8 protein-coding genes and 1 tRNA gene are annotated in these 15,259 nt (G+C 43.9%); 3 read left to right on the top strand and 6 right to left on the bottom strand.

The annotated features are described in order from the left end of the window. Positions 1-2: 2 nt before the first annotated feature. From rfbF to E2R66_RS18800, 4 genes are read right to left on the bottom strand one after another with little or no spacing between them, the layout of a single operon-like run. Positions 3-776: a glucose-1-phosphate cytidylyltransferase gene (rfbF, locus tag E2R66_RS18785; protein ID WP_133233335.1), complete on the bottom strand. Its 774-nt coding sequence runs from the start codon at positions 774-776 to the stop codon at positions 3-5. Positions 777-789: 13 nt separating this feature from the next. Then, positions 790-1,833: a ferredoxin--NADP reductase gene (locus tag E2R66_RS18790; protein ID WP_133233333.1), complete on the bottom strand. Its 1,044-nt coding sequence runs from the start codon at positions 1,831-1,833 to the stop codon at positions 790-792. Positions 1,834-1,843: 10 nt separating this feature from the next. Continuing rightward, positions 1,844-2,929 (bottom strand): GumC domain-containing protein, encoded by a 1,086-nt coding sequence (locus E2R66_RS18795; protein ID WP_133233331.1) that lies wholly within the window; start codon positions 2,927-2,929, stop codon positions 1,844-1,846. Then, a complete protein-coding gene (locus E2R66_RS18800) occupies positions 2,930-5,404 on the bottom strand; it encodes an SLBB domain-containing protein (protein ID WP_133233329.1) in 2,475 nt (824 codons plus the stop codon). A gap of 267 nt (positions 5,405-5,671) precedes the next feature. Between E2R66_RS18800 and hscB the strand changes: the two genes are divergently transcribed. Beyond that, the gene (gene hscB / locus E2R66_RS18805; RefSeq protein ID WP_133233327.1) at positions 5,672-6,196 is read left to right on the top strand and encodes a Fe-S protein assembly co-chaperone HscB; all 525 of its coding nucleotides are present in this window, start codon (positions 5,672-5,674) and stop codon (positions 6,194-6,196) included. A gap of 27 nt (positions 6,197-6,223) precedes the next feature. Beyond that, positions 6,224-6,303 (top strand) — tRNA-Leu (locus tag E2R66_RS18810). Positions 6,304-6,616: 313 nt separating this feature from the next. Here the strand turns inward: E2R66_RS18810 and E2R66_RS18815 are convergent. Both E2R66_RS18815 and E2R66_RS18820 read right to left on the bottom strand, forming a co-directional pair. Next, on the bottom strand, positions 6,617-10,210 hold the full coding sequence (locus tag E2R66_RS18815; RefSeq protein WP_133233325.1) for a family 43 glycosylhydrolase: 3,594 nt from the start codon (positions 10,208-10,210) through the stop codon (positions 6,617-6,619). A gap of 87 nt (positions 10,211-10,297) precedes the next feature. Beyond that, a complete protein-coding gene (locus E2R66_RS18820; RefSeq protein WP_133233323.1) occupies positions 10,298-12,061 on the bottom strand; it encodes a DUF885 family protein in 1,764 nt (587 codons plus the stop codon). Positions 12,062-12,866: 805 nt separating this feature from the next. On the opposite strand from E2R66_RS18820, the gene E2R66_RS18825 reads away from it, so the two are divergent. Continuing rightward, a complete protein-coding gene (locus E2R66_RS18825) occupies positions 12,867-15,236 on the top strand; it encodes a glycoside hydrolase family 127 protein (RefSeq protein ID WP_133233321.1) in 2,370 nt (789 codons plus the stop codon). Positions 15,237-15,259 lie beyond the last annotated feature (23 nt).

The raw sequence follows: 15,259 nt of genomic DNA on the forward strand, positions 1-15,259 counted from the left end.
ACTCACCAGATTTTCCATGGAGATTCATTGCTGTCCCACATTTCGTTTAAATCGTGTTTATCTTTTAGCGTATCCATCGGCCGCCAAAACCCATTATGTTTGTAGGCATCCATCTGCCCGTTTTGGGCTATGCTTTCCATCGGTTCTTTTTCCCAAATGGTACTATCTCCATCTTTAATATAGTCAAAAACACCAGGTTCGCACACAAAATAACCACCGTTTATCCAGGAACCATCGCCCTTAGGTTTTTCAAAAAACGAATGCACTTCGTTATTTGCATTGATATTCAACGAACCAAACCTGCCCGATGGCTGTACCGAAGTAACGGTGCAAAGCCTCCCCCCTGTTTTATGGAATTCTACCAATTCTTTAACGTTGATGTCGCTTACCCCATCGCCGTAGGTCAGCATAAATGGTTCGTTGTTTACGAAAGGCTGTATGCGTTTAATTCGCCCGCCAGTCATAGATTCGTTGCCTGTATCAACCAGCGTTATCTTCCATGGCTCGGCCTGGCTATCGTGAACTTTGATGGAGTTATCTGCCAGATTGATGGTAACATCAGATTTGTGGAGGAAATAGTTGGCAAAATATTCCTTTATCACGTACCCTTTATAGCCAAGGCATACGATGAAATCATTGAAACCATGTGCAGAGTATATCTTCATGATGTGCCAGAGGATAGGCATGCCGCCTATCTCTACCATCGGTTTAGGTTTCAGCACCGTTTCTTCAGAAAGCCGGGTGCCTAAACCGCCTGCTAATAATACAACTTTCATATTTTTTTTGTCGTTAGTCGATTTCGATGACGCAGCCGTCAGTAAGTGGAAAACTACTGCAAAGAAGGCTCTCACCTTTAGCAAGGCCTTCCGGTAGTTTCTGCACCCCTATCATCTTCACCCCTCCTTTTACTACGCGCCCCTTGCAAACCAGGCAATTGCCCGTTTGGCAGGAGTATGGCATATCCAGCAGAGCATCCAGGCCTGCTTCCAATATGCTTTTGCCTTTTACTACTTCTACGCGGTTGGTTACGCCATTTAGCGTTACGGATACCGAACGGGTAATTATGCCTTCAAACTCCGCCGGATCTCTAACCACCTCAAAGTCTTCTGAATAAACGTTATTAACGCTTACTCCCAAGCCAGTTAAAGCCGCCCTTACCGATTCCTTTAAGCCCGAAGGGCCACAGATATAATGGATGGTATTGGCCAGCTTATCCTCACTTTTCATTACAGATAAAACCTTTTCTGGGTTTATCCTGCCCTGCAGCAAATTGGGATTTTCGGGAGCGATTGCGGGCTGTGTATGGAAATGCCATGCCGAAAAATGACTGCCGAACTGTGTTTGCAGGGCCTTTATCTTATCTAAAAAAATCACGCTTTCGGCGTTGCGGTTGCCGTACACCAACGTAACATGCGCCGCTAAGTTTTTATGTAGCGCATATTTAGCTATCGACATCAGCGGGGTGATACCGCTGCCCGCACCCCATAGCACAATATGCGTAGAGGGAGTAAGCGCAGCCTCGTTAAGTGTAAAATCGCCCATGGGCTCCATTACTTCTACCATATCGTCCACCTTTAACGTATCGATAATATGGTTTGATACGACGCCGCCAGGCAAACGTTTGATAGTCACTTCGAGGTTAACATCGATTAGTGGGGCCGAGGAAAACGAATACGGCCTGATATATCTACGCCCGTTTATTCTGAACATCAGCGTGAGGTATTGCCCTGCCTGATATTTCACTTTTTTTAAGCCAGGCTGCTTAAAAGCAACCGTTACGGTATCGGCTGTTTCTGTACGTACCTCTACAACTTTTAAAGTGAAAAATCGCATCCCGATGATTTTAAGCCATTATTTGTTTAATTACGCGCTTGCCTACCAAAAATAACGACACGATGACAACGCCGAGTATAAAACCCATTAGCATCCCTTTTAGTTTACTCACTTTGCTAGCAGGCAAAGGCAATACAGGCTCATCTATCACTTGTATCAAAGGGGTTTCCTGTCGCAAGGCTATTTTCGATATCTCCAGATTCTTTACGATTTCGCTGTAAATGGCCGAGCTTGCCTGCACATCTACCTGCCTTTTTTGCGACGGCACCCGGAGGGTTGACATTGCCGGGTTGGCGTTAGGCGCGGCATCCATTGCCGAAGCAACCCCGGTTATAGCCGAGCCCAGGACATTCTTTACGCTATCGGCCTGCTTTTGCAAAACCTGCACATTTTGATAGCTTTTTTTTGTTTTGGTTTGCGCGTAAAAGTTATTTACAGTTTCTACAAGTTTGGAGTTAAATACTTTGGAGAAAAGCTCGTCGGTGGTGCTAACCTCTACCTTTATAATGCTGAGTTTTTTATCCAGTTTGACAACGCTTAGCATTTTCTCGTTGAATTTGTTGGTGAGATCGGTGATAATGCTATCCTGCTTGCGGCTAAAATTACCCGGGCTGCCCGTAAATGTAATGGTGCTGATGTTATCGCCTTTCTTCCATTTCTCCAGCAAATTATTGGAGGTGATGTACCTGTCAATTAATAGCTGCTGTTTGCCGTCGATAACTACTGGGGTCAATAGCGTTTTCTCTATCATCAGGCGCGATTTGTATAGCTCGAGAATGTTGTCGCCCTGGAAGATACCGCCGCCGCCGCCGCCGCCAATGTCTATACCTGCCAAAGAAGCAAGGCCAGCGTACTGGCCTAAGCCGCCGCCTTTGCTGCCATCCTCTAAAACAAATGTAGATATAGCTGTATACGTCGTTTTTTTAACCAATGCATAAGCAAAGCCCAATAATGCTGCAACAACACCTATGCCCAAAATAACCAGCCACCTTGATTTAAGGTACTTTACCTCTCCTTTCAGATAGCCTACGAGGTCCTTTAAAGAAATTTCGTTTTCCTGAACTTCCATTTGTGCCGAAACCGGTTTGCCCTCCATTTATTTGCTTAAATTTATTATGCCCAAAATAATGGCACCTAACGAAGCCAAACCACTGGTAAGCCCGACCACTTCGGTGGCAGATAGCCCTCTCCTCTCGGGTTTGCGGGTCACATATATCTCGCTACCTGCTCTTACCTCGGGGTGCACATTGAAAAACAGGAATTTACCCGTACCCCTAACCGTATGATTGGCATAAACTACGTAAGAACCCCGTTTAAGTGCTCTGGAAGAATACCCCCCCGCACCTAAAATATAATCATTAAATGATTTTCCACTTTCAAAAACAACCGCACTCGGGTATAGCACTTCACCATGTACATACACAACCTGCTGCTGTTTGGGTATGCTTATCACATCGCTGTTCTGCACTATGAGATCAATATTGCTGCCCGGGGCTTTCAATATACTACGCAGGTTTATGCCTATAAAATTATATTTCAGTTCATTTGAATCGGTGACGGTAGAATCCTTATTAAATTGTTTCAACTTGTTGAGTCGCTGTAAACGATCTGTCTCGATAGCATTTGTATCAACGCCATTTTTATCGGCAACAAAAATGGCCAGCGCGTTCCTTTTAAGTGAAGCCCCATCTATATCCGCAAATGTGGTTAAACCACCAGCGCGGGTAAGCAGGTCAGATACTTTCTCGTTTTTAAATTTAACAGCGTAATAACCCGGATAAAGCACCTCACCTTCTATTTTAACTATACTTTGCTTTTCGTATCCGGGTAGGCTGTATATAGACACAATATCAAAAGGTTGTAGCTTAAAGTTAGCACTGCTTTTTTTTAATTGCGGGTCTACATCAATGTTAAAAACTTCTGCCAGGGTGCTGGTTGCAGAATTTGGATCGCCATTGTTAGTCCGCCGTGCTACCTCAATCCTCCTGGCACTTGCGCCTTCTGTAAAGCCACCGGCTTTAATTATCAGATCTTCCACACTCATGTTTTCAGCGTAAGGAAAATCACCTTGATTGCGTACCTCTCCTTTGATGGTGATCCGATACTCATCGCGTAATTCGGTAATTGAAGTTACGGTTACCACATCCTCACGCTGCAACAGGATATCAGGCGCAGTTTTATTCATCACCTCATTTACGTCGAATGAGACCAGTTCAAAACTATTGTCGGCCTTTAGCCTGGCAATGCTACCGCGGGCACTGAACGCATCTTCCCGCAGGCCTGCTGCGTTTTTTATTAGTTGACTTATTGTTAAACCTTTTTGCAACTCGTACTCTCCGGGGCGGAACACCGCGCCATTGATGGTAACACGATTTTCAAAACGATTGAGAATGCGCTCTACCGTAAATTTATCCCCACGCAACGGAACATAATTTTTATAATCGGCCTCCACCACATCGGTAATGCGGCGTTGCTGATCGCTAATCTGCGATACTTTTATGCGGGCAGTGTACGCTTCATTGCTAAAGCCGCCGGCAAAACGCAACACATCCTGCAAACTCTCGCCGGCCAACACTTCAAATAAAGCCGGGTTTTTTACCTCGCCGGCTAGTTGCACGCGCGTACGGTAGGTAGGTACACGTATAATGTCCTGATCTTGCAGGCCAATATTATCTTTTTGGTCGCCTTTTACCAAAAAGTCGTAAACATCCAGTCGACGGACGATGCGATTATTGCGGATAATCTCTATCTGTCGAAACGAGCCATTCTCGCCGGGCCCGCCAGCTGCATAAAGGGCATTGAAAGCTGTTGCCAGAGATGACAACGTGTAAGTGCCGGGCTTTACCACCTCACCCACCATAATCACCTTTATGCTGCGGATGTTGCCAAGGCCCACCTGCACACTGGTACCGCGCCCCACCGCATAATTATTGGCAGCCAATTTGCTTTTGATGGATGTAGTTGCCTGTTCGATAGTTTTCCCCGATACATTGAGGATGCCCACACCAGGGATATTGATATTGCCCTCGGGCGATACATCTAACTTCCAGTTAACTAAAGATGCACCGTAAACGTTAATGTTTAACTGATCATCCGGCCCTAATATATAGTTAACCGGAGTGGCCAATTTAAGGTTCGGCTCGAAGGTGATATTGCTGTTTCGGAACAGATTGGCACCAAATATTTTTGGCGTGAATAAGCCGTAAATTTTATCGCCGGCAGGTGTATTACTGGTATCGGGCTGGTAGTTAAGACCACGAGCAAGTACAGAAGGTTCCTGTGTGCTGGGTTGTATAGCACCCGCGGTTTTACGTAGCGCAGCGATGCGGGTTTGCAATAATTGGATTTGCGTTGCCGAAAGCCCACGGGCCTGCAAGGTTTGCAGCAATGTAGCATCAGACAAGCCAGAGGCCTGTGCCTGTTGTAAAGCCTGCCGCAGTTGCTCGTCGGACATATCGTTTACATTTACGCCCGAGAGATTCTGAGGCAGGTTTTGGGCGTTTGCAGGGCTAATACATACCAGCCACAATAAGGTAACTAAAAGGATAAAGCAGGGTTTCAATCGATCCATATGGTTCTAAATAACGCTGTGCTTAGCTGTAAACAGGATTAAATAAGCACAATGGGCATAGGCAGGGTGCTTAAAGCTGTGATTAAACATTGTATCTGCAGAGCTGTTTAAGTTTACAAATATATATTAAATTTTGAAGCTAACCGCAAAAGTTAACGATGTCAAAGTTAACCAAATACGCGTCGAATTGTTTGTCGGAAAAATGTTAATTATTGATAATGCGCCAACAAAAATGGTAAACGGCAGTTAAAAGCTTAATTTTGAGCGATGAATTATTTTGAATTTTACAACATTGCAGAAACCTTTAGTCCAGATGCGGCGGCTGTAAAAAAACAGTTTTATGCTTTCAGCAAAAAATACCACCCGGATTTTTATGCCAACGAAGATGATGCGCGGCAGCAGGAAATACTGGAACTATCTACCTTAAACAATAAGGCCTACCAAACCCTGTCAGAGCCCAATAAGCTTGCAGAATACATCCTGAAGTTGCACGGATTGGTGAACGAGGGCGCAAAACCGCAACTGCCGGCAGATTTTTTAATGGAAATGATGGATGTTAACGAACGCCTGATGGAAGTTGAAGACGCGCAGCAACTGGCCGAAATAACTTCAGAAGTACTTGCCATACAAGGTGATATAGACGAAGAAATGGCAGTAGCTACCGCCGGATACGAAAGCCTGGACGATACCGCAAAGGAAGACAGGCTCAATAAAATTGCAAATATTTACTATAGGCAAAAATATCTGTTGCGAATTAGGGAGAGTTTGAATACATTTGCATCCCGCTTCTGAGCGATATATGGCCTCAGATAAAAGCATGCCCAGCTGGCGGAATTGGTAGACGCGCTGGTCTCAAACACCTGTGGGAAACCGTGCCGGTTCGACTCCGGCGCTGGGTACATCAATTGATGTAGAAGGCTGTAAGCTAACCACTTACAGCCTTTCTTGTTTTATCATATACCCAATCACGGATTAAGCAGAATTGACAAGTTGACTAAAGGCAAAATAAACCGGCCTTTTTCCCTCTTATGTGGATCAACTTGAGATCAAACCCAACGAATCAATTAAGTACTTTTTCCGGTTTGGGCTCTCTCAATATTTGTATAGTCGAGTATTCTTTCAGCTCGACGAAACGCGTTTTTTAAGATTTGTTGGAAAGAAAAAAACAACTTTTGAGGTTGTTTTTCATTGGTGCTACGTTCCTTGGCTGGACTACCTGGCCCATACCAGTTTAAAATTTGTGAAGTTGCCAAAGCCTGGTTGGGGGCCATAGGTACATTGGTACAACCCAACCTGTACTGCTTTGCCGTTCATATCTGTGCGTAACACAGGGCTTCCGGGCAGGTCCACCCAGTGCACATTATCTGTACTGGTACGGATATAAAAAAGATCTCCGCTGCGCTGAATCTGCAGGTAGCGGTTAAAATTCCAGGCGGATTGGGTATTGGTTTGCCGGCGGTCGCCATTTACCAGATTGGTAAGCATATTACCTACGTTCCAGGCCGGGAAAATGCCATTTTGTAAAAGTTGCTCACCTTGGTTGCCGCTCGCCTCGTCTCGAGGCAATCTCACCATTAACCCTGCCTCATGGTTTCCCACTACTTTTTTCTGTGCCAACCCGCTCACATCAGTAATCTCCACTTCGGCCACAAAATCACCTGTTACTTTTTGATATAAAAAGGGACCGTAAGGTGGGTTTCCATCCCAGTTGGTACCAACGGATGCCAACCGGAGCGTATGATCGCCCGCTGTTATTTGGGTATTCGTCTGAGTAGTTCCTTTACCCAGCACCCCTTGCCATATAGAGCCTGCCACATCGCCCGAAGTAAAATCTTTGTTAGTGGAAAAATCATCCGCTGCTATTGAAAATTGCGATAAATCGGTACCGGCAGATGCAACGGCAGAAGGACCGACGACATTGCCAAAATTATCCCTTACCTTATAGCTGTACCGGTAAGTTTTATTTGGCGAAAGCCCATAATCGATATAGTAGGGATTATCAGTCCAGTTACGGGGAGTTAATTCATCTCCCCCCGAAAAATAATATTGCAGGTCAGCTGATCGGTCGGTCGAACCCGCTTCCATGGCTATCATTCCCGGTGATAAGGCTTTGGGTAGTTTTTTGTAAACGAGGTCGGCCCCGGCAGGCTGGTGCATATTTTGACGCCAGGTGGCAGTCAGGGCGCTGATTTCCTTAGCTGTCAGCGCATGTTTATACACCAACAGGCTGGCTATCGAACCTGTAAAACCATGTAGATTTGCGGTGCCCAGGCTCAACGTACTTGTTGTTTTTGCTGGCACATTTACCCGTTTCGTAGCGGCCAAATTACCGTCCAGGTATTCTTTTATGAGGTTATTTGTGTACGTTTTAACGAGCAGGTGCCATCCTGCACCTGCATTAAATTTTAAGCCATCATTATTTTTGATGGTAGCGGGCATAAAACCGCCGACAAATTTGCCCTGCTGAGGTTGGGGGCTATATACCATTGCAGCCATGCTGTAACCTTTTTTGCCTTTAACAATAGATAAAGGTTTATTCAATACCAGGGAATGTTTACTATCTATATAAACGGCTATCCGCCCGGCAGCATCCTTTACCTCGGGTGGCGTACCCACCGGGGTAAAACGCCCACTCGCTTCGCCATCGTTATCCCAGCTTTTTAATTGGCCATAAGGCAACTTGGCCGCATCAAGGTAAACGGCAACCTCCGGCTGTTTTACATACCTGAAGGCCGTCTTAATTGCGATATCAGTTAAAGCCCGGTCATAAACCTGCAGCGAAGCTATCGCCCCTGAGAAACGGGCGGGGCCGGCCTGCTGACCACCGATCAAAAATTTATTGGCCGGCCTGATGAAAAGCATTTTATTTTCCTGGTTATTCAGTTCGCCATCAATATATACTTTCTCAAAAGTACCGTCGAAACTGATGGCAACGTAATGCCACCTGCCGGTAAGATCAGTTTCCTTTCGATAAGGAAGATCCGCAAATCCGCCATGTTGGGCGGCGCCCATATCACGGTTATTACCATAGCCGAAAGTGGCAGCCGTTAAATCTCCGCGCTCATCGGCCCAGTCAAGCACCGGATTATCGCCTTGTTGCTGGCCTGTATGAGCCCAAAAACAAACCGTATAGCTGTTATTGCCAGCCAGCGAGTATGGCACATTAAAACCAGAAAGCAAGGTTTGCCCGGCTTTAAAAACGACCGCTTTTTTACCCGCAACAAAATCTACAAAGGGCGATCGGCCTTGTGTTTTGAAGGAACCACCCAAACTGCCTTTATTGGCCCATTCCTTAACCATCGTTCCGGGTTGCAGGCCATCCGCTTCAACATCAATGAGCAAGCCCTGTTGTTTGAAGCTGGCTCTGGCTGTGGGCGGATGGATATTTGCCGGGACAACTTCGTGGTTACCGTCGGCAAACACTTTTAAGTTCCACACGGCCTTATACAAACCCGGATATTCCGTCCCCGTAATCGTCAACCTGATGTACCGCGCTTTTACGTCCTTTTCGTCAACCGCGGGACTGCCGTGCCACAGGTTATCCCTCTTATCGGCAAAAATTTGCCAATCTTTTCCATTGACGGAATATTCAATAAAATAGCGGTAATACCAGGCGGCATATTCAAATTGTGTAAGCACTTTTTTCACGGTAGTTGCAGTGCCCAGGTCTACCTGTATCCATGCAGGTGCCGTGCTGTTGTCTTTAGGCTTCCATAAAGTGCCATTGTTATCATCTGCTGCATACTCCGGCTTAAAATCGTTGTTGTAAAATGAAGAAGCCGTTACTTTTTTTTGATAAGCCAGGTTTGGATACGGCATTGTGGTCTTAGCCAGTAAGCCTATACCCGTATGCGTTGGGATCACCTTTTCAATATTGCCATCTGCGTCAAAAACAAGTTTATCGGCACATATCTGGCGATGATAGCCCCCGCCAGAATGCGGGTTGTTATGCCGATGATAAATGATGTAATAATCATCTCCAACCTGCAATATTGAATTATGCCCGGGTCCATGAACCGTTTCATCGGCATTGGTGGTCAATATCGGACTGTTTTTTCCGTACACATAGCCTCCCATGGGCCCGATTTTACTCGTAGCATACTGTACCCGGTAGGTTTCATTTTCACAAAAACCAGATGAGTACATGAGGTAATAGATACCCTTGCGCTTAAACAGGAAAGAGCCTTCAAAAAAATCTTTAGCATCGGTATTGGGTATTTGCGCCGTTTTAGCAAATGTTTTCATATCGGGGTTTAAAAGCCCTATACCACAACCATACCCCGGGTAAATACCCCAGGTGCCCCAGGTCATGTAAAATTTGCCATCATCATCCCTAAAAGTTTGCCCGTCAAGCGTTATTACACCGGGCACATACAGATTGGTAAGTACGGGTTTGTTGTCGGCATATAAAGGTGTCCAGGGCCCAACCGGTGTCGAAGCTGATGCCCCATATATTTCAACCGTTGGCTGGCAATAATACAGGTAATACTTGCCGTCGTTACCCTGCGTAGCATCTGGCGCCCAGTAATAGTGTGTGGTAGGCCAGTTCATATCCTGCATTGTCCAGTTCACAAAATCTTTTGAAGTCCATACCTGCGATGGCCCCAGGCCTCCGCCGTTGCCATCGGTAGTTGTGTACAGGTAAAAGGTATCTCCAAACTTCTTTACCGTTGGATCAGCAAAATAGCCGGGAATTATCGGGTTACCATTCCCGGCCGAAACGGCCTTCCCCTGGCCCGAAACCTTTGCGGTAATGAAACTTGTAAACAGTGTAAAAGCCAGTAAAACGCACCGTTGTAAACGCATATTATAGAGTATAAATAACCATTCGGTTTGTTGATTTTAATAAATCAAAGAAGCCGCAAACAAAAAGCAGGAAGTAAGTATGGCTGCTTACTTATTAAAATCGTAAAACTTCCAGCCGGTAGTAAAATCTCTGGTTAAGGGTTGATTAGTTAATGTGGCCCTTACCATTTCAATGGGAATAAGATTCTCTTTCATTACTGCGTCATGAAATTGCTTATAGGTCATTTTGCCGCTATCAACCATCTCTTTTTTCAGCTCCATAAGCTGCAATCCGCCCAGCAGATAGGCAACCTGGTAAAGCGGACTATACCCACCTTCAAATGAACGCCTTACTTCGCCTTCAGCATTTGCTTTTTCGTGGCCTACCCTATCCACTAAAAAGTCAATACATTGTTGCGGTGTCCAGTTACCCAAATGATAATTTAAAGAAAATATGATCCGCGCACATCGGTGCATACGCCAAAATAGCATACCAACCCGTTCCTCGGGCGTTTTGGCAAAGCCTTTATCATACAGCAATAACTCCCAGTATAATGGCCAGCCTTCAACAGCGAAGGGCGTAGTAAAATTCTGCCTGTAGGCCTTATAACGGCTATTCATAAAATATTGCAGGTTATGACCGGGAATCAGCTCATGCTGTACCGTCCCCCTCGAAAAATAGGGGTTGTTGCCCCGCATACTCATCAGCTTATCCTGCGCGCCCATGGTGTTGGTAGGGTAAGAAATACTGATTTCCTTTCCGCCTGTAAAAAATGGGTTGACCAATTGTCGTTCGGGAGACATCATCACCATGCCCCAGGTTTCTTCGGCAAGTGGTGGTATGGTGATCAGGTCGCGCGCTTTAATAAAGCTTATAGCATCGTTATATAGTTTAACAATCAGTTCCGGCTGATGCCCTACAGGCACATAACTATTTTTTACCTTTTCCATGACTTTTTTCCAATCATTGCCGAAACCCATTTCCTGCGAGGCCTTTAGCATTTCTTTATCGCACCAGGCAAATTCCTTGTTAGCCAGTTTTATCAGTTCTTCTGGTGTGTAAGGAATCATTTCAGACTGAAGCTGCCTGGTCAATTCCTCCTTGCCTATCGGAACACCTTTAATACCGCTGCTATCGGCTTTTTGGGTGGTACTGAGTTTGCCTTTATCTACGGCTAAATCACTGTATTTTTTTAGCGCGTTATCAAGTTTTTGATAAGGTTGAGGCACCCACCAGGTAAATGAAGGATCATAAGCGTAATAAAAACCATAAAAATCTTTCAACCTCGCTCTTAACCCCAAAAGCGCTTCCTGCATTTTTTTTGCCAATGGCAAATCTATACCGGGCAGCCTGGAATAAACTACGGAGTCTTTTTTAAGCTGCTGTAGTATCGAGACTAATTCGCCGGCAACCTTTTCTCCCTCAACAAAATCGCCCCGGCGGCGTTTTTTTTCTAACGCATAAATCCTGTCTGAAAATGAAATAAATTTTGCCACTTGATTATACTGCTCATCTTCTTTTTTCAGTAAACCAATTTCGTAATGAATTCTTTTTTTCAGGAGAATATAATCCACTTTGCCATATATGCTCATAGATGCAAAATCCATTTCGCCCAGTTGATGCAGGTAATCCCCGTTGATTTCCAATAATCTTTTTCTTTGTTCCGGAGAATTTAGAACATGAAGTTTATATTGATACTCTGCATGTTCGTTAACATTATAAGGAGCGTAAAAATCATCTATGGCGCTGATATCCTGTCCATATTGTATAATCTTTCCTGCAACCTCGCTTGTTTGTTCAAATAGAGGATTTGAAGAAGACACATTCTGCGCTTTGGCCATAAAAGCTATCATGACCATAAATGCTATCATTAAATTCGATATTATGCGATTACAACGGGTTATCACTTGGTAATTGTTTGAAAGGTAAATAATTAAAAAATAGTTAATGCTTCTACAATCTTAGCAGAATAAGATAAACAATATGCGGGGTCACTTTTGAATAGGCGGGGCGTGTTAGCACCTATTCAAAATACATCACCTGCCTCACCATTATGCATATTGTTTACCATAATCAGGTTCTCCTCAGGTTTCTTTATAAACCAAGTTGAATTCCTTACAGCGATTTAAGCGGGATGATGATACGGTTTACAAACCTTTTTCGCGGTCACGCTTTTATCATGTATCATGCGGTACGGGCATATTAAGTTGTATAACTTTCATAGTGATAGGATTAATTGTTGTTTAATTTACAATCATTTGATATCAAACTCCAAATCCTAACACGAACAAGGTAATTTTTAACCACAATGTGCTAATATATTGCGATAGCAATGCTTAATATTGGCAAAAACAAAGTATTGAATATCGCAATTCTCAACATCCGGGTAATATTGGATACCAGGTGGATCGACTCTCGACTTTACAGTCAAAAGTTATCATGCTTATTATTTTTATTAAAAGTATCGGCGTTTTCCAGGGTATATATTTATTAATTTAGCACAACAGTAACATATATTAAATTAGTATCATCTATCAGCGGATAGTGAATCACTTTAACGCGATAAAATAAACAAGCTAAAATCCTGCTACTTATAGCCAATAATGATTTAAAATAGCTCGATCCTCCGCAGTAACTTAGATTTTTCATGAAATGACCTAACTAAACAATAATGCTATGGTAAATAAAAAATGGTTTATGTTAAATGTAGTTATTGTGTCGGGCTTTCTAACGGCCAACATAACCTACGCGCAATCATATGTACCCGAGTGGAACGACACCCGTTTAAAGGTTAAACCTCAAACCGAGATCAAGGCTTATACTTTTGATTTAAAGGATGTACAATTACTTAACAGCCCGTTTAAACAGGCAATGCAGGTTGATGCGGCTTACCTGTTATCCATTCAGCCCGATAGGTTATTATCTGCATTCCGCTCTCACTCTGGCTTAAAGCCTAAAGGGAAAATGTACGAAGGCTGGGAGTCATCGGGGTTAGCAGGGCATACGCTTGGGCATTACCTCTCAGCAATTTCTATGCATTACGCTTCCACCCGCGATCCGGAATTTTTAAAACGGGTAAATTATATTGTAGAAGAACTAAATGAATGCCAGATAGCACGCAAAACCGGATACGTAGGTGCCATACCTAAAGAAGATACGGTTTGGGCCGAAGTGGCCAAAGGTGATATCCGTTCACGCGGGTTCGACTTGAATGGCGGTTGGTCGCCATGGTATACCGTACACAAGGTTATGGCCGGCTTATTAGATGCCTATTTATATTGTAACAACAAAAAGGCGCTAAAAATATGCAAAGGCATGGCCGATTGGACAGGCGAAACCATCAAAAATCTTGATGACGAAAAGCTGCAAAAAATGTTGCTTTGCGAGTACGGTGGCATGGCAGAAACACTCACCAATTTATATGCTATAAATGGCGACAAAAAATATCTCGAACTATCCTACAAGTTTTACGACAAGCGTATTTTAGATCCGCTTGCTCAGCAACAAGATATCTTGCCTGGAAAACATTCAAACACGCAAATCCCTAAAATAATTGCCAGTGCCAGGCGGTATGAGCTTAACGGCGATAAAAAAGACAAGGCTATTGCCGATTTCTTTTGGGAAACCGTAGTAAATAATCACTCTTATGCCACAGGAGGCAACAGCAATTATGAGTATTTAAGTGAACCGGGCAAACTAAACGATAGACTTACCGAGAACACCACCGAAACTTGCAACACCTATAATATGCTTAAACTCACCCGGCATTTATTTGCGCTTGAGCCATCAGCAAAGTTAATGGACTATTACGAAAAGGCTTTATACAACCACATCCTGGCATCGCAAAACCATGAAACAGGCATGATGTGTTACTTTGTGCCGCTGAGGATGGGCGGAAAAAAGGATTATAGCAGCCCCTTTGATACCTTCACCTGTTGCGTGGGCTCGGGTATGGAAAATCATGTTAAGTATAACGAAAGTATATATTTCAGAGGTGCTGATGGCAGCTTATATGTTAATTTGTTTATCCCATCGGTGTTAAACTGGAAAGAAAAAGGTTTATCCATAAAACAGGAAAGCAACCTGCCCGAAAACGACAGAACCACACTTACAGTGACAACCGCAAAACCTGTTCAAATGGGCATACGGATACGTAAACCCAAATGGGCCGACAATACCAGTATTAGCATAAACGGTAAAAAACAACAGCTTACTATAGATGCACAGGGTTACCTGGTTTTAAACCGCAAATGGAAAAACAACGATAAAATTGAATTTACCATGCCGGAGGATATTTACACCGAAGCCTTGCCGGATAACGCCAACAGGCGCGCAGTATTCTACGGACCGGTTTTATTAGCCGGTATTTTGGGTAATACGGAGCCCGATCCACTTAAAGGCGTGCCTGTTTTTGTTACCAGCGAAACCGACCCAAATAAATGGCTGCAGATGGTTGATAAAAAGCAATTGAGTTTCCGTACCGATAATATTTCAAACCCGACTGAAGTTAAACTAATTCCTTTCAATCAAACCAAAAACGAATACTATTCTGTTTATTGGGATGTGTTTACGCCAGAAACATGGGCTGTACAGCAAAAGGCATACGATGAACAAAGGAAGAAACAACAGGAGCTGGAAGCACGCACTACAGATATTTTGCGCATAGGTGAAATGCAGCCCGAGCGCGACCACAATTTCAGCGGAGAAAATGCGATTACCGGGGAAGATCATCAGAAAAAATGGCGATCAACCGAAAACGGGGGTTATCTGCAATATGAAATGAAGATTGATGCCAACACCCAAAACACACTCATTAATACGTATTGGGGGATGGATAACCGCGGCCGTGTATTTGATATCATGATAGACAACGTTAAGCTATCCACTGAAGATTTGAACCAATATAAGGAAAGCCGTTTTTACGACATCAGTTACGCCATCCCTATTGAGCTAACAAAAGGTAAACAAAAAGTAACTGTTAAATTACTACCTAAAAAAGATAATAGTGCGGGTCCGGTTTATGGCAGCCGCATGGTAAAGAACTAATAACAGCATTCAAGAAACGATAT

The organism is Mucilaginibacter psychrotolerans (genome assembly GCF_004519315.1).
Lineage (GTDB): Bacteria > Bacteroidota > Bacteroidia > Sphingobacteriales > Sphingobacteriaceae > Mucilaginibacter > Mucilaginibacter psychrotolerans.